This window comes from Alloprevotella sp. (assembly GCF_057240785.1).
Map to the genome: position 1 here is coordinate 75,670 of NZ_DBHHRH010000037.1, position 17,254 is coordinate 92,923.

12 protein-coding genes are annotated in these 17,254 nt (G+C 49.3%); 6 read left to right on the forward strand and 6 right to left on the reverse strand.

Annotated features, from left to right (window positions below; genetic code table 11):
• Nucleotides 1-302: 302 nt before the first annotated feature.
• The 5 genes from ACO4R2_RS08665 to pepT all read right to left on the reverse strand — a co-directional run bounded on the left by ACO4R2_RS08665 (nt 303) and on the right by pepT (nt 9,897).
• On the reverse strand, nt 303-3,167 hold the full coding sequence (locus ACO4R2_RS08665) for a choice-of-anchor J domain-containing protein (RefSeq protein ID WP_484769909.1): 2,865 nt from the start codon (nt 3,165-3,167) through the stop codon (nt 303-305).
• A gap of 366 nt (nt 3,168-3,533) precedes the next feature.
• The gene (locus ACO4R2_RS08670) at nt 3,534-3,689 is read right to left on the reverse strand and encodes a hypothetical protein (protein ID WP_311489599.1); all 156 of its coding nucleotides are present in this window, start codon (nt 3,687-3,689) and stop codon (nt 3,534-3,536) included.
• Between the two features lie 12 nt (nt 3,690-3,701).
• Complete coding sequence (gene feoB / locus ACO4R2_RS08675; protein ID WP_484769910.1) at nt 3,702-6,059, reverse strand: ferrous iron transport protein B; 2,358 nt, start codon at nt 6,057-6,059, stop codon at nt 3,702-3,704.
• 241 nt (nt 6,060-6,300) lie between these two features.
• Complete coding sequence (locus tag ACO4R2_RS08680; RefSeq protein WP_484769966.1) at nt 6,301-8,604, reverse strand: cation:proton antiporter domain-containing protein; 2,304 nt, start codon at nt 8,602-8,604, stop codon at nt 6,301-6,303.
• Nucleotides 8,605-8,670: 66 nt separating this feature from the next.
• Nucleotides 8,671-9,897, reverse strand: a complete 1,227-nt coding sequence (pepT, locus tag ACO4R2_RS08685) for a peptidase T (RefSeq protein WP_484769911.1) — start codon at nt 9,895-9,897, stop codon at nt 8,671-8,673.
• 81 nt (nt 9,898-9,978) lie between these two features.
• Here pepT and ACO4R2_RS08690 point away from each other — a divergent pair, with 81 nt between their 5' ends.
• The 4 genes from ACO4R2_RS08690 to ACO4R2_RS08705 all read left to right on the forward strand — a co-directional run bounded on the left by ACO4R2_RS08690 (nt 9,979) and on the right by ACO4R2_RS08705 (nt 15,603).
• The gene (locus ACO4R2_RS08690; RefSeq protein WP_311489603.1) at nt 9,979-10,446 is read left to right on the forward strand and encodes a deaminase; all 468 of its coding nucleotides are present in this window, start codon (nt 9,979-9,981) and stop codon (nt 10,444-10,446) included.
• Nucleotides 10,447-10,565: 119 nt separating this feature from the next.
• Nucleotides 10,566-11,870, forward strand: a complete 1,305-nt coding sequence (locus ACO4R2_RS08695; RefSeq protein ID WP_484769912.1) for an MFS transporter — start codon at nt 10,566-10,568, stop codon at nt 11,868-11,870.
• Between the two features lie 52 nt (nt 11,871-11,922).
• Nucleotides 11,923-14,595, forward strand: a complete 2,673-nt coding sequence (locus tag ACO4R2_RS08700) for a 4-alpha-glucanotransferase (RefSeq protein ID WP_484769913.1) — start codon at nt 11,923-11,925, stop codon at nt 14,593-14,595.
• 81 nt (nt 14,596-14,676) lie between these two features.
• Nucleotides 14,677-15,603: a DMT family transporter gene (locus tag ACO4R2_RS08705; RefSeq protein WP_484769914.1), complete on the forward strand. Its 927-nt coding sequence runs from the start codon at nt 14,677-14,679 to the stop codon at nt 15,601-15,603.
• Nucleotides 15,604-15,680: 77 nt separating this feature from the next.
• On the opposite strand, the gene ACO4R2_RS08710 is transcribed toward ACO4R2_RS08705, so the two are convergent.
• The gene (locus ACO4R2_RS08710; RefSeq protein WP_311489607.1) at nt 15,681-16,049 is read right to left on the reverse strand and encodes a winged helix-turn-helix transcriptional regulator; all 369 of its coding nucleotides are present in this window, start codon (nt 16,047-16,049) and stop codon (nt 15,681-15,683) included.
• Between the two features lie 252 nt (nt 16,050-16,301).
• Between ACO4R2_RS08710 and ACO4R2_RS08715 the strand changes: the two genes are divergently transcribed.
• A complete protein-coding gene (locus ACO4R2_RS08715) occupies nt 16,302-16,754 on the forward strand; it encodes a cupin domain-containing protein (RefSeq protein WP_484769915.1) in 453 nt (150 codons plus the stop codon).
• Entirely contained in the window at nt 16,748-17,059 is a 312-nt protein-coding gene (locus ACO4R2_RS08720) for a winged helix-turn-helix transcriptional regulator (protein ID WP_484769916.1), read from the forward strand. The genes ACO4R2_RS08715 and ACO4R2_RS08720 overlap by 7 nt, the downstream gene beginning before the upstream one ends.
• Nucleotides 17,060-17,254: the final 195 nt, after the last annotated feature.

A 17,254-nucleotide genomic window follows, 5' to 3' on the forward strand; every position in this document is an offset into this window, starting at 1 on the left:
CCTTCCTGCTGATAAGGAAGAGGGGAAAATCGAAAGGAATAGGCTGAGAAAAGAGGCTAACTTCATGTTGCCCACCTTGTTTCTTCTCTGCGTTCTGATTGGGGAGGAGGTGAGAAAACAGAATAAGACTGCCAGCCGACACATTAAGAGCATGGGCCGACAGTCTTATTCTCTTTGCCAGCATCCTTATTGTATTTTTCGGTGCTGTCAGAATGGGAGGCTGATGGTGGGGAAAAAGAAAACAGCTGCACGGTGTTGTCATCGTGCAGCTGTTGGAGTATTAAGAAGTAGATATGAATCTATTATTTGCTGATGAGCTTCTTGCCGTTGCTGATGTAGAGACCCTTGAAGGTCTTGCCAACGCGGCGGCCAGAGAGGTCATAGCGCGGAGCGTTTACTTCGGCAGCCGTTGCCGTTTCAGCGGTTTCGATGCCCGAAGCAACTTCAGCTTTGGCAGCGTTGGAGAAGCGAGATTCGCCCTTGTCGTAGACGGCTGTTATGGTGTAGGTGTATTGGCCACCGCCCACAGTGTCTGTGAACTGATTGCCTTGAACCGGTGTGCTGTTCACCTTAACGCCATCGCGATAGATGTTGTAGCCCACGAGCGTCAACTGTTGTGCTGCTGAGGAATCGGGCAAGAAGGTGATGTCGTCAATGAGTGTGGCGAAACCATCTTTGCTGGATGCCACGATAGCAAAGTATTTAGCACCCTCGGGCAGGTTGTATTCAGCCTTAGCCCAGTCTGTCGGAACCACATGAGCGTCAGCAATCTTCTGGAAGTCAGCGCGGTTGAAGCCCGTAGTAGAGTAGTACACGCTGTAAGTCTCGTTGTTGTCGCCCTTGTATGCCTTTTCCCAGAGAGAGATGGTCTGCGCCTTACCTGGGAGTTCGGGAGAAACGAGCCAGTTCTGGGTCACGGCGCGGGGAGCACCGAAGGAGATGAGCAGCTTGTTGCCGCTGTGTCCCTTCCAGCCTGGACCGCTGGCAGGAGTTGTTGCGGAGTAGTTGAATACTGTCCATGCTTGGCGGTCGCCCATACCTGGGAAACTGGATTCGTTGAAGCCGTAAACGGTGTGGTTGTCTACGTCGTAGAGCGACCAGTCGCCAATGTTCTGAGAACTAAAGTCGGCGTAGTCTTCGAAGCTTTCAGTGACAGGTTCGTCCTGTGTGCGCGGAGCGTTGGGAGTTCCCCATGTCAGTTTGTTGTTCGTGCCAGCAACAGCTTGCAATTGTTTTACTGCGGGGTAGGAAGGATATTTCACATTCACACTCACCGTGTCGGTCGTGTTGTCCGTCAAATCTTGGTCGGCAGCAAATTCCACCTTAGCGTAGAGGTTGGCAACATTGCCTAAGTCGCGTTGCGGAGTGAACGTCAGCGTATTTGCCACCTTGTTGCCTTGTGCAACGGCAGCACCCTTCATACTTGCCAAACGCTTGTCGCCGTTGTAGAGCACCACGTCGTAGTCGTTGGCAGCATTAGCACCGATATTGGTCACGCTCACAACGACAGATGCGGGATAGTCCACGCGCAGATGAGCAGGAGCTTCAGTGAGTTCGGCCTTGAGGTCATTGTCCTGACGGTCCACTAAACTGATGTTGTCGAGGTAGATATTGCTTGCATTGCTCTGTCCCTTATAGTCGAAAGCCAACTGGATGAATTTGCTACCCACGAATTGCTTCAAAGGCAATTCCACCTTTATCCACTGACGTGTTGCAGTGGTCTGCATCGGGATGGCCTTAATGGTATCAAGAGCTGCATAGTCCTTGGAAACCGATACAACCAATGTGTCCTCAGCCTGTGTGTGAGTCTTGTAGTAGAATGTCAGCATCGGTTCTTTGGCAGTGCCAAGATCAATCAAACCGCTCTCCAAGCGCGACCATTCTCCATCGAACATCGGCGTGAAGGCGATAAAGCCGCGGTCTGCGTCTTGTGCGAAACTGCCTTCGTCGCTCAGCGGAGTCCAACGAACACGCTTGTTGTAGTCAACCAGCCAGAAGTTGGACATCTTACCATTCTTGAAGGATTCAAACATTGGCAGTGTGTAGGGTTTACCCGTTACCACCATCTTGGAGTATGTCACCTTGCCTTCACCGGCTTCATTCTTCGGCGTGATGCTGTAGTAGAGCAATTCCTGCTGTTCTGGCACTGTGGGGGTGTCCTCATAGGTGTTAGCCATTAGCGCGGATGCAAGTTCGGTGGATTTTCCACGCTTCAGTGTGTAGGTGATGCTTGCGGGATTCACATAAGCACCATTGGCGCCAGTCGTCACCTTATCCCAAGCGAGTTGCGCCTTACCATTGGCGTAAGTCAGATTGAGCTTGGCAACGGCAGCAGGCGTATCAACGCCCACAAATGCGCTCACGCTCACTTCTGAACCCTGACCTTGTGCGTTGGAGGGTACGAGCTTGTAAGTCGTTGTCCCATTGGGCACATTGGTGTCAGTATAGCTCAGTGCGCTACCTGGCAGCGGATTTTCAAAAGTATGAACGAGTTGGTCGCCACGATAAACGTCAATCTTCGTTAGGCTGGTGAGAACGCCGCCCGACTGGTCGGTGCTGGGCGCGGTGAAGTTGATAACGGCAGAGTTGCCACCGTTGGCAGCGGGCGTAACCGTTGCGTTCGTTACGGCTGTAGGAGCTCCTGCTGCAAGTTCCTCCTTGAGTTCTATACTATATATATATAGTGCACCTTCGTTGAACTGGAAAGCGGTGTTGAAGTGCCAACCAATGTTGTATTCGCCATCGGCAGCAACGGAGAAAGTGGTCTTCACTGTGGCTTTCTCAACATAATCTTCTGGTGCTTCCTTTTCCTCTATGAGTGTCTTGGTCATATCGTCCACCGTAGTGCCTTGACCAATTTTCACTTCGTAGGTTTCCTTTGCATTCTGCGACTCTCCGCTGACAACAAAGGCCAGCGAATAGGTCTTACCTGCTTTGAGCGCTACCGTCGGACTGAACAACCAGTCGTCGGCTTGTATCGTGCGCGCACAAGAAGCGGCCTGAGATATGAGATTAAACTTGAAGGCTTGATCGTCTGTGTTTGCGTCAAGCACTGTGAAGCGTTCGAAGGCGGATTCCTCTTCGAATGTCTGTGTCCAAGGCAACGTAACGTTTTGCGCATACATAGCCAGTGGAAACATCATCATTGCTACTATAGTACTCCTCATAACAAAATGATTTTTGAGTTATAAATGGAAAAATTTGCGGCAAATATATTAAATACTATGAATAATGCCTAACAAAATGGGAATATTTAGTCGGGAAAGTGGACTTTTGCGTTTTCTATTCTCTTTTATCTTTACTTTTTCTTGTTTTAGCGAACTACATAGAAGAATCATCTATTTGCTTTTTTCTGTGGGAAGTAAATGATTCTGTGTGAGATATTGTTTTCTGCCACTAATATGCACGCAAAGAAAAAGTCCGCAGCACTCACTAAGAGGTGTTGCGGACGGAGTTTGTTATACTGATTTGTGTGAAATACCTAAGAGTTTCTTCTAACTCCTTGTGGAGCGGTGTCTCTTTCTTTGTGGCCCTCATTCCTTGTTGAGGAGCTCTTTGAGCGCACAGCCTTGAGCCTGACACGTTTCACATTTCTTTTTGTTGTGTCGATGCTCAAAAATCTTTTTTGCAAGCACACCCACCACAATAGCCACGATGAGCAGCAGCAAGAGAATACTTTGTAGATTCATACGATGAATGTTTTAGAAAATGAGATGGGCAAGGCCGTAGGCAATGAGGGCGCACAGCCAAGCGATAGCCGTTTGCCAGAACACAAGACCAATGGCGTAGTTGCGGCCCATTTCTTGCTTCACGGTGGCGATTGTTGCCACACACGGCGTGTAGAGCAAAGAGAAGACGAGCAGGGAGATGGCTGCGGGGAAAGCCAGTGCGGCGTGGAATCCTGCTGTGTTGCCAAAGAGCACTGTCATGGTGGCCACCACGCTCTCCTTTGCCATGAAGCCGGCAATGAGGGAAGAAACAAACTTCCAGTTGCCGAAGCCCAACGGACTGAAAATGGGGGCTATCAGATTGGCGATGTGCGCCAGCATACTTTGTTCGGAGTCGGTCACAGCGTTCAGACCGAAGTCGAACGACTGGAGGAACCATATCAGAATCGTTGCCACGAGGATGATGCTAAAGGCGCGCTGGATGAAGTCCTTCGTCTTGTCCCAGATGAGGCGCAAAACGCTCTGTGCACCCGGCAAACGATAGTTGGGAAGCTCCATAACAAAGGGCACAGCCTCGCCGCGAAACGCTATCTTCTTCATGATGAGTGCCACGATGATACCCACCAAGATCGACAGCAGGTAAAGCCCCGTCATGATAAGGCCGCCGTTGTGGGGGAAGAAGGCCGCGATGAAGAAACCATAGATGGGGAGCTTGGCAGTGCAGCTCATGAATGGCGTCAGCATCACCGTCATGCGGCGGTCGCGTTCAGAGGGCAGCGTGCGGGTTGCCATCACGCTCGGAACGGAGCAACCGAAGCCCATGAGCAAGGGAACGATGCTTCGACCCGACAAGCCGAGCTTTCTCATACTCTTGTCCATGACAAAGGCAATACGTGCCATATAGCCGCTGTCCTCCAGCATGGAAAGGAAGAAGAAAAGAATGATGATGATGGGTAAGAAACTAACAACAGTGCCTACACCCGTGTAGACACCTTTGATAATTAAATCGTGGAGAATGGGGGAGACGTTCCAAGAAGTAAGGGCTTGATCGCTCACTTCGGTGAACCAGTCGACACCCTTTTGCAGCCAATTCTGAAGTGTAGTGCCGAGGAGGTCGAAAGTGATGTAGAAGATACCCGCCATAATGAGGAGAAAGGCTGGAAAGGCTGTCCAACGCCCCGTGAGTATCGTGTCGATGCGCCGGCTGCGAGCGTGTTCCTTGCTCTCCTGCGGTTTCACCACCGTGTCGGCACACGCTGACAGAATGAAGCTGTAGCGCATATCGGCAATAGCGGCAGCGGCATCGAGTCCGCGCTCTTCCTCCATTTGTTGGCGTATGTGTTCCATCATTTCCTCCTCGTTTTCCTCCAGTTGCAGGGCTTTGTTCACGAGCGCATCGCCTTCGAGGAGTTTCGTGGCGGCGAAGCGTGCTGGGATTTGTGCCTTCTCGGCGTGGTCGTAGATGAGATGGGTCATGGCGTGAATAGCGCGATGCACCGCTCCTCCGTGTTCGTGGGCGCCGCAGAAGTCCTTCCGAGCAGGACCTTCATTGTATTTCGCCACATGAATGGCGTGTTCCACGAGTTCTGCCACACCCTCGTTTTTCAGTGCTGAAATGGGGATAACAGGGATGCCCAGCCGGCTTTCCAACTCATTGACAAGAATCGTTCCGCCGTTGTTGCGCACCTCGTCCATCATGTTGAGCGCCAAGACAGTGGGGATGCCCAGTTCCAGAATCTGCATCGTCAAGTAGAGGTTGCGCTCAATGTTGGAAGCATCCACGATGTTGATGATGCAAGTGGGGTGAACGTTGAAGATAAACTCTCGGCTCACAATTTCCTCATTGCTGTAAGGCGACAGGGAGTAGATGCCAGGCAGGTCGGTTACGGTGGCTTCGGGATGGCCTTTGATAATTCCCGTTTTCTGGTCTACTGTCACGCCGGGGAAGTTGCCCACGTGCTGATTGGCGCCCGTCAGTTGGTTGAAGAGCGTAGTTTTTCCGCTGTTTTGATTGCCCAAAAGCGCAAAGGTCAGTTTCTCATTGACGATGTGTTTATGCTCACCCGTGTGACCTTCCAGTGGGTTCATTTCACCATAACCAGGGTGAGCTTCTTCATGGCCGTAGCTGACACTGAAGTTATGTTGGCTCTTCTGTGGTTCGGGGTTTTCTTGCAGCTCTATGTCGATTTTCTCAGCATCTGCCAGTCGGAGCGTTAGCTCGTAGCCATGCACGAGTAGCTGCATCGGGTCGCCCATTGGTGCATATTTCACCAATTTCACGTCGATACCTGGAATAACGCCCATGTCGAGGAAGTGCTGACGCAGTGCGCCCTTTCCTCCCACGGCTGTCACCCGTCCGGTCTGACCTATATGGAGTTCTTTTAATGTCATAGTTGTTATGTTTTTATGTTTTGAAAAGGCAAAGTTACGAGCGATTTTTCAGACCTGCTATACCGCGTTTGGGGGATGTAACAAAAAATATCTTTATTCTCTCAGCTGATTTCCTTATTCTGTCGGCTGACACAATAAAGGCGTAGGCCAACAGCCTTATTGTATTTTGAGCCAGTGCCTGCTGGCTTGAACTATGTCTGATTAGTCGGACCCGTCCGACCCGTCCGATCTGCTTTTGCTCTTATTCCTGATTTTCTTTTTTCGGGAGACTGTATTGACGGAGCCGTTTCAAGTCCTTGCTTTCGCCCACCAACCAAATGGTGTCGCCTGCATGGATGACACGATCGGCCGAAGGCACATCGATGGCATTACTCGTTTCGTCGTCATTATCGAACCCTACTACCAAACATTGGAAGTCCGTGCGGATATTGGCCTCAAAGAGATCTTTGCCACAAAGCGGAGAACCCGTGTGAATGGTGAAATGATCGATATCGAGATGATGCTTCTGATCGTTGGGCGTGGCTTCTGCTATCTCACTATTCATTCGTTTCGACAGATTTTGTAGGCTCTCATCATCACCTATCACTTCGATGCGATCACAAGGGAAGAGCATGGTTTCACCATCGGGGATGTTGATGCGATTGTTGCCGCGGATGATGGCTGCAACGTGCACACTGTCGCGATGTCCCAGTTGGAGTTCGCGCAGTGTTTTCCCGCCCCAGGATGAGTCTTCAGGCAGGGCCAGTTCGGAGAGGTGGACGTCATGCCTTTGCAGCGTGTTGGCATAGCCTGGACGGCGAGCTGCTGCATATATCTCACGTGAACGCAGATTGGTGGTGAAGGTGCGCTCCAAGCGGATGGAAATGAGTTTCACCCACAGCGCAAAATGGTTGTGGACGGCAAATTTCTCCAATACAAAACTGAGCGTGAGGAAAATAGCAATCAGAGCGTTCCAATACCACTGTAGCGGACAGAGAAATTCGATGATATAGAAAACGCCAGCAGTGGCAATGGTGAAGCGTATAAGCACCGTGATGTTGAAGAGAATGAGATTCATCGTGGAGTGCTCCCTGCGCCACTCTTCCACCTGTGGAGAAAAGTATTTCTTTGTCACGATGGGGCGTAGGAAAATGCTCACACCCACATAAGTAATGATGCCGCTCAGGATGTTGCCCGCCCAGTGGCCAAAGATACCGCGAGAGAGAGGGAGTACTGTGGAGAATGATATGGTCACAAAGGCGGCCGACAATACGAGGTACGCTCCCGTGATGATGAACTGACTGGTCAGCATATTCTTCCAAGGGTGTGCGGCTTTTTGTCTTTCGAGGACAGCACCGCGCTGCTCCAATCGGCGGGTGACAGTTTGGGGCAAAAGTCGCTGTACGAAGCCGTAAGCGGGTTCGGCCAACTTGATGAGGTAGGGAGTAGTGAAAGTGGTGATGATACTCACTGCTACTACAACGGGGTAGAGGAATTTGCTCGTCACGCCTAAGCTGACGCCAAGGCCAGCAAGGATGAATGAAAACTCACCTATTTGGGTGAGCGAAAAACCGCATTGCATGCTCACTTTGAGCGTGTGGCCAGAGAGCAGGAAGCTCAGCGAGCCAAAGAGAGCTTGCCCGATGATGATGGCCAATACGATGACCGCGATGGGTTGCCAGTAGGCTACAAGAATAGAGGGATCTACCAACATGCCCACGCTGACAAAGAAAATGGCGCCAAAGAGATCTTTGACGGGAGCTACTACGCGCTCAATGCTTTCTGCCTCGATGGTTTCGGCCAGAATACTACCCATCATAAACGCACCAAAGGCCGAAGAGTAGCCGGCTTTGGTAGCGAGAACTACAAGGAGGAAACACAACCCTACGCTTACGATGAGCAGCGTTTCCTTACCAATCCACTTGGAGTTGCGCCGCAAAACGAGTGGAACAATAAAGATGCCCACCACAAACCAAAGCACGAGGAAGAAGGCGAGCTTCAAGAAACTTTGTAAGAGTTCTGTGCCTTCAAACTGGCTGCTTACGGCCATTGCCGAGAGTATCACCATGAGCAAGATGCCCAAGATGTCCTCCAAGATGAGTACGCCCAGCACGACGTTGGCAAACTTCTTTTGCCGCAAGCCTAATTCGTCGAGGGCTTTGTAGATGATAGTTGTGGACGACATAGCCAGCATGCCGCCTAAGAAAAGGCTGTTCATGTGGCTCCACCCGAAGCTGCGCCCCACAAGGGAGCCTATAGTGATCATAAACGTGATGACGCTCACCGCCGCTATGATAGGGCGGAGTCCCATCTTCACAATCTTCTTGAAAGAGAACTCAAGGCCGAGGGTGAACATGATGAAGATAACTCCGATACTCGACCATGTGTCGATACTGCTTGTGTCGGACACGGTGGGTACCCAAGTCATGTGAGGACCTGTGAGAAAGCCTGCCAGAATATAGCCTAGGATGAGAGGCTGCTTGAGGCGCTTAAAAAGAAGGGTGGTGATTCCGGCTACAATCAGAATGAGTGCCAGATCGGATACGAGTTGTGGAAGTTCGGACATAGGAAGATAAAAAATGAGCCTCACCTGTTTGTTAGCAAAGGTTGAGGCTCTATGGGAAGAAGGTTCTTATTCGTTGAAGTTGCCCACGATGCGGCAGATGTTCACTACTACTTCCATCGCTTTTTCAAGGTTGCGGATGGGGAGGAACTCGTGAGGACCGTGGAAGTCGAGCCCGCCGGCGAAAATGTTCGGACAGGGCAGTCCGCGGAAGGAGAGCTGCGCACCATCTGTTCCGCCTCGAATGGCTTGGATGCGAGGACTGACGCCCGCTTCCTCCATGGCCTTGATGGCTATGTCCACTACGTGGTAGACGGGATCTATCATCTCCTTCATGTTCTTATATTGATCGTGGATGTGGATACTAACGGTGCCTTCGCCATACTTCTCGTTGAGCTGCGCTGCCACTTCCTTGATAGTGCGTTTGCGGGCTTCGAATTTTGAAGCATCGTGGTCGCGAATGATAAAACTCATCGCGGCATTCTCACAAGCGGACTCAATGCCGAGGCAATGGAAGAAACCTTCGTACCCCTCTGTGTTCTCGGGGATTTCGTCCTGCGGAAGGAGGTTCATGAACTCTACGGCAACGCGCGTTGCATTGACCATTTTGTTCTTGGCATATCCTGTGTGTACGCTAACGCCTTTGATTTCTACTTTCGCGGCTGCCGCGTTGAAATTCTCAAATTCCAATTCGCCAATGTCGCCGCCGTCCATCGTGTAGGCCCATTCGCAGCCAAATTTTTCAACGTCGAACTTATGAGCACCTAAGCCGATTTCTTCGTCAGGATTGAAGCCCACGCGGATTTTGCCGTGCTCGATTTCGGGATGTTCCTTGAGATAAACCATAGCCTGGACAATTTCGGCGATACCTGCCTTGTCGTCAGCACCCAGCAGGGTATGACCATCGGTCACAATGAGGTCCTCACCGATATGTTGGCGAAGTTCGGGGAAAACTTTAGGACTTGTAACAAGACCTCCCTTTTCCAACTCAATATCTCCACCGTCGTAGTTCTTAACAATATGCGGTTTGATATTAGCTCCCGAGGCATCGGGACTGGTGTCCATGTGGGCAATGAAACCTACCACGGGGGCGTCCTTCTTAGTATTGGCTGGGAGTGTGGCATAGAGATAGCCTTCGTCTGTCAGTTCTATGTCTTCCAAACCAATCTCCTCGAGCTGGTCGCGCAGGAAGCGCGCAAAGACAAGTTGTTTGTCCGTACTCGGCGTCTTACCCGTGTCTTCGGCAGATTGTGTGTCGAATGTCGTATATTCAAGAAATCTTTGAACAATATCCATATTTTGACGTTTATTTATATGCTTTTTGCAAAAATAGAAATTATTTCTTACTTTTGCCTACAAACGTCTTGATTTTTAATAATGGAAACGATAGACTTCATGCGAGAAGCGATACGCCTCTCTGATGAAAATGTTAAAAACGGTGGCGGCCCATTTGGAGCTGTTATTGTAAAGAACGGTGAGATTATTGCTACGGGGGTCAATCGCGTTACGGCGAACAACGACCCTACGGCGCATGCTGAAGTGAGTGCTATCCGCGCTGCTGGGCAAAAGTTGGGCACGTTCGACCTTAGTGGCTGCGACATCTACACGAGTTGCGAGCCGTGTCCCATGTGCTTAGGAGCTATTTATTGGGCACATCTCGACCGTATGTATTATGCCTGCAATAAGGACGATGCGGCGGATGCTGGTTTCGACGATTCTTTTATTTATAAGGAACTCGACCTTGAAGCCTCCGAGCGTCGTTTGAAGTCGGAGAATATTTTGCGTTCCGAAGCTCTCAAAACTTTTGAAGCATGGAAAGAGAAGGGCGACAAAGTGGAGTATTGATTTTCAGAATCTCCGCAACGTGATACCGAGGAGCTATGAGTAGAGAACTATGCCACGGCGGTTCTCTGCTGATAGTTCCTCGTTATGTTTTCAGGATAACTAACTAAACTCTTTTTTATATGAAACAAAAACCTAATCTAAACTTTTGGAAGCTCTGGAATCTTAGTTTTGGATTCTTCGGCGTACAGATTGCTTATGCCCTACAAGGGGCTAATATCTCACGAATCTTTGCTACACTGGGAGCAGACCCGCATAGTTTGGGGTATTTTTGGATTCTGCCTCCGCTGATGGGACTTCTTGTTCAGCCCATCATTGGTACGCTGAGCGACAAAACGTGGACGCGTTTCGGCCGCCGCATTCCCTATCTTTTCGTAGGCGCTGCTTTTGCCGTAACCGTGATGTGTTTGTTGCCCAATGCGGGTTCGTTCGGCCTCACCATCGGTGGAGCGATGATTTTCGGCTTGATAGCATTGATGCTCCTTGATACGTCCATCAATATGGCTATGCAACCTTTCAAGATGTTGGTAGGCGACATGGTGAACGAGAAACAAAAAGCCAGAGCCTATTCCATCCAAAGTTTTCTTTGTAATGCCGGCAATGTGGTAGGTTTTGTCTTTCCTTACGTTTTTGCATGGATAGGACTGAAGAATCAAGCTCCCAAGGGCGTTGTGCCTGATACGGTCATTTGGTCGTTCTATGTAGGTGCAGCTATCTTGATTCTCTGTGTGATCTACACGGTTTTGAAAGTCAAGGAATGGACACCTGCTGAGTATGCGGAGTATAATGAAGCCAAGGAAGAGGTGAAAGAGGAAAAGGCCGACTGGCTGACGCTCTTGAAGAATGCTCCTGCCACGTTTTGGAAAGTAGGCCTTGTTCAGTTTTTTTGTTGGGCTGGTTTCCTTTATATGTGGAATTATACGCCGGGTGCAATCTCCGAAACAGTTTGGAATACGACGGATACCAGTACGCATGCTTACCAAGAAGCCGGCAACTGGGTGGGCATTCTCTTTGCCGTTCAAGCCATGGGAAGTGTGGCTTGGGCACTTGTCTTGCCCCGCTTCCGCAACACGAAAGTGGCTTATGCCATCAGTTTGCTCGTTGCCGGAATAGGTTTTGGTATGGTGCCGTTCATCCACGACCAGTATCTGCTCTTCGTTCCGTTCCTCCTGATTGGTGCCGGCTGGGCTGCCATGCTCGCCATGCCGTTCACGTTTGTCACCAATGCCCTGCAAGGTTACGGCCACATGGGAGCATACCTCGGGCTCTTTAATGGAACCATCTGTGTGCCGCAGATTGTTGCCGCGGCCATAAGTGGCTATTTACTGACGCTTGTTGGTTCTCATCAGAGCAACATGATGTATGTAGCCAGCATCTTCCTCTGTCTCGGAGCATTATCTGTTTCTTTCATTCGAGGAGAGAAATAGCTCATTATCCTTTTAATATAACTACATCGAATAATATAAGCACATTAAATATATGGAAGTATTTTTTCATTTAGAGTATAAAACATCCTATGGAGAAGAGCTCTATGTAAACGTTGTTGGCGACAACAAAAAATATATCATGCACACGCTCGATGGCCTACATTGGGAGGCACAGTTGAAACTGAAAGGTGAGGGCGCAGTGCTGAACTATTTCTACAGTGTTGAGACAGCCGACGGGCTCCGTGCCGTGGAATGGACGGCCGAAACGCACCGCCTCGAACTTTCAGTAGCAAACGCCAAATGTTATCACGTTTACGACCATTGGATGGATATTCCAGAGGATTCCTATCTTTATAGTTCGGCTTTCACCGAATGTGTAAATCGCCGCGAGAAAGCAGCTGTGGAGCGCGACAATTATGCCCACACGGTGCGCCTCAAGGTGCGTGCGCCGCAATTGCGTTCCGATGAGCGTTTGGCCTTATCGGGAACTACGCCCTTGCTGGGAGATTGGCAAGAGGATAAAGTGCTGCCCATGACAGAGCACAACTACAACGAGTGGATCTTAGATCTCGATGCCGATAAGTGTGCAGATGGAAAAATAGAATTTAAGTTTTTGGCACAGACAACCAAAGAAGGGCACACGTCAGTCCGATTTTGGGAAACGAGAGAGAATCGTGTCATCACGCTCCCTAAGTTGGCCAAAGGAGAGGTGGTAGTCTATGAATTAGACCAGGCTTTCTTCCCCATCCCGAACCATCGCATGGCAGGAACGCTCATTCCCGTTTTCTCCTTGCGCTCTCAGAGCAGTTTCGGTGTGGGAGATTTCGGCGATTTGCGCAAGATGATAGATTTCGTAAGTGCCACGCGTCAACGCGTGCTACAGGTGTTGCCCATCAACGACACTACCATCTCGCACCGTTGGACCGATTCTTATCCTTACAGCTGTATCAGCATCTTTGCTCTCCATCCGCAGTATGTCGATCTCACTCAGTTGCCCGCGCTCAAGGACAAGAAGCGCGCCGCCCACTTTGAGGAGCTGCGCAAAGAACTGAATGCGTTGCCCGAAATCGACTATGAGCGCGTCAATGCAGCCAAGACGGAATATCTCCACGAACTCTTTGCTCAGGAAGGCGATAAGGTGATGAAGAGCCAAGCCTTTAAGGCGTTTTTCCAAGAAACGGAGCAGTGGCTCGTGCCTTATGGGCAGTACTGCTATCTCCGCGACAAGAATGGAACGGCCGACTTCTCTCAATGGCCCGACCATAAAGTGTGGGACGAGAAAGAAAGAAAATCTCTCTCCACTCCTGATACTGCAGCATGGAAGAATGTGGCGTTCTACTATTACGTACAATTCCTGCTCAGCACACAGATGGAAGCTGCTCACGACTATGCTCGACAGAAACACGTCATCCTCAAAGGCGACATCCCCATAGGTGTGAACCGCCACGGCTGCGATGTCTGGATGGAACCCAACTATTTCAACCTCAACGGACAGGCTGGTGCTCCACCTGATGATTTCTCTGTTAACGGACAGAACTGGGGTTTCCCTACCTACAATTGGGATGCTATGATAGCCGATGGTTGTCGCTGGTGGGTGCGCCGTTTCCAGAATATGCAGAAGTATTTTGATGCTTACCGCATTGATCATGTGCTCGGTTTCTTCCGCATTTGGGAAATACCCATTCATGCTGTTCACGGATTGCTCGGACAGTTCGCTCCCTCTCTCGGTATGACGCGAGAAGAGATAGAGTCTTACGGTCTCCACTTCCAAGAAGATTTATTCACTAAACCATTCATTGCCGACTGGGTGCTCGACAGAATTTTCCATGAGCATGCACAAGAGGTCAAGGACACTTATCTCAACCATGCTCACGACGATATTTGGGAATTGAAACCCGAATATGACACACAACGCAAGGTGGAAGCTGCTTTTGAAGGTCGTACGAGTGAGAAGGATATCCTCTTGCGCGATGGACTGTATGCCCTCATCAGCGACGTGCTCTTTGTGCGCGACCGCAATGATAGCAACAAATTCCACCCGCGTATTACTGTACAGTTCGCCTTCATTTATGAAGCACTCTACGATTCCGACAAAGCTGTATTCAATCGCCTTTATAATGATTACTACTATCGTCGTAATAATCAGTTCTGGTATGGCGAGGCCATGAAGAAGTTGCCTCTATTGGTCAACGCCACAAGGATGCTCGTTTGTGCAGAAGACCTCGGAATGGTGCCAGCCTGTGTGGCGTGGGTCATCCAAGAGTTGCGCATCCTGAGTCTTGAGATACAGTCGATGCCAAAAGATCCCACTGTTCGTTTCGGCGTTCTCCCTGCCAATCCTTACCGCTCTGTGAGCACTATCTCTACCCACGATATGCCCACATTGCGACAATGGTGGGACGAAGACATGGACCGCTCACAGGCTTATTATAATACAGTGCTCTATCGCGAAGGCATTGCGCCTCATCCGCTGCCGGGCTGGTTGGCACGCGACATTGTTTATCGTCATCTCAATTGCCCCTCCATGCTCTGTATTTTGAGCCTTCAGGATTGGCTTTCTGTGGATGAAGAACATCGCCATCCCAATGCCGATGCCGAACGTATCAATCTGCCTTCCAATCCTCACCACTATTGGCGTTATCGTATGCACCTCAGCATTGAAGAACTTATGAAAACTTCTATGATGCAAACCATTTCGGAAATGGTGGAGGAAACAGGCCGATAATATCCCCGCTGGCGGAAGTCGGCAGGAATTCTTTCCATAAGGAGGGACTGAAGAGTTCCTCCTTTTTTCTACACAATCATTATGACCAACAAACTAAAAGGTACTATCTGTGGCGTGCTGTCTGCCATCTTTTATGGGACCAATCCCGTTGGCGCCCTCGTTTTGTATGCCGACGGCTTCAATTCGTCCAGTGTGCTGTTCTATCGCTTTTCCATCGCCACGCTTCTGCTGGGCGCGTTGCTCCTTGCGCAGCGAAAATCGTTTCGGATCACTCGGAAAGAGTTTTGCATCATCTCTGTGCTTGGCCTCCTCTTTGCTGTCTCGGCCCTTTCGCTCTATATGAGTTTTCATTTCATGGCTGCCGGCATCGCCTCGACGCTGCTGTTTGTCTATCCCGTTATGGTGGCGGTGCTCATGGCCCTTTTCTTTCGAGAAAAGGTAACGCCCACCACGGTCGTCTCCATTCTGTTATCGCTCGTGGGCGTAGCGCTGCTCTATCGCGGCGACGGCCAATCCACACTGAGTCTGGTGGGCGTAACCCTCGTTCTGCTCTCCTCGCTCACTTACGCCTTCTATATCATCGTTGTCAACCAGAGTTCGCTGCGCATGTCGTCCGTGAAGCTCACTTTCTATGTGTTGCTCGTCTGCACGTTGGCCATTGTGGCTTGGTCGTTTGTCAGTCCTGAAAATCATCTGATGATGCTCCACACGCCTTGGCACTGGTTCATGGGTTTCTGGATGGCGATATTCCCCACCGTGCTCTCCCTCGTGCTCATGGTCCTTGCCGTCCACGACATAGGCTCTACACCAACGGCCATCATGGGCGCACTCGAACCTGTCACCGCCGTCTTCATCGGCATCTTCCTCTTTGGCGAGGCCTTCTCCCTCCGCCTTGCCGCAGGCATACTGCTTATCCTTGTTGCCGTCCTCCTCATCATTCTTGGTAAGCACCTCCGCTTCCGCCCCCTGCTCTTCCGCCTCCGCAAGTATTGGCGCTGGAGATATTGAGGCCTGAATCATTCGAGAATATAAAGAAAGCAGTAAACCATGCATGAGGTTTACTGCTTTCTTTGTAAGAACAACTTTTATTTTAATAAATAATTCTTTCGAGCTTCTATTATGTCATCCATATTTTCGCTTGCCCAAACCAATAAGTTATCAATGAGTGGCAATAGGCTCTTACCTTTGTCGGTGAGCGAATACTCCACGCGAGGCGGAATTTCTGGGAAAGCCTCTCTCAGGATAAGTGCATCGGCCTCCAGCATCTTTAGGGTGGCGGTCAGCATCTTTTGAGAAATATCGGGGATATTGCGCTGTAGTTCTTTGAATCTTTGTCGTTCGTTGGCCTCTAACGTGAACAGTACCAGCATAGACCATTTGTCGCCTACCCTTGACAAGACGTTGCGCACGGGGCAGTTGGGATAGAGTGCATCTCGCAATTCATTTCTGTTCATTGCTGAATGATTAGGTTTAATTATTGTATTACTATACAAAAGTAACTATTACACTTTGTTGCCTTGAGAGAATTATTGTTAAACTATTTTAAAAGTGAAATACAACGATAGCACTGTTTCCAATGTTACTTACTTTTTGGTAACCGACTGACATCTTCGTGCCTTCTTGTACAACCTTTTGAAACATAATACCTTTGCATCGTCAAAACAAACAAAGAACGAAAACAAACAACTAATAAAAACAAAAACATTATGAAACAAGTAGAAAAAATCAAGGCAGGTGAGAACTTTACGGCAGTAAATGTTGGTAAACTCAGCAGTATCAAAGATTATGTTCTCCCATTGGGCGATATAGAGATTCCTGGAAAGGTCTTTGTGGGACAAGCTTTGCAGGCAACAGGTAGTGAGCTTTCTTTTCAAACCTTAGTGCCTGGTCAAGACAGTGGCTTCCTACACACCCACAAGACCCACGAAGAACTCTATTTCATTCTCAAGGGTGAGGGCGAATACCAAGTGGACGGAGAAATCTTCCCCGTGTCAGAAGGTAGTATCATTCGTGTAGCTCCTGCTGGCAAACGTGCCTTGAAGAATACAGGCAAAGATGAGATGCTCATGCTTTGCATCCAATATAAGGCCAATAGTTTTGCTGAAAATGATGCGCCCGCTGCTGATGGCGTTATTTTGAACGAAAAATTGGAATGGTAGTAGACACACAATTTCCAAATTGTCCGATTCGCAATGTTCTTGCCAGAATTTGCGAACCGGACTTATTGTGGATTGTTCATATATTAGGGAAAAAGAATTCGGCTACTTTTGAAGAACTCCTTCAAGAAATGCAAGATCAAACGCGGACGGAAATAGATGCTACTCTTTGCAAACTAATGACTGACGGAATTATCAAACAATCTGTAAAGTCTTTTTCCCTTACAGATAGGGGACTGTCATTATTTCCCCTTGCTGAGAATTTAGCACATTGGTGTGAACAAAATTTTTGTTCTAAGCAGTTTTAAGCTATACTTCAGTGCCTCTTATTTTTCCTTATTGCGTTTGAAAATGCAATAAAGATGTCAGCTGACAGCCTTATTGTGTCAGCTGACGCAATAAGGATATTTTTCCTTAATGCCTATTTACAGAATTCCCTCCATATCCTTTCTGAAAGCGTGTGCTCGGTGCTTTCGAAATAGAAAGCTACTGAGCGTTGCTAC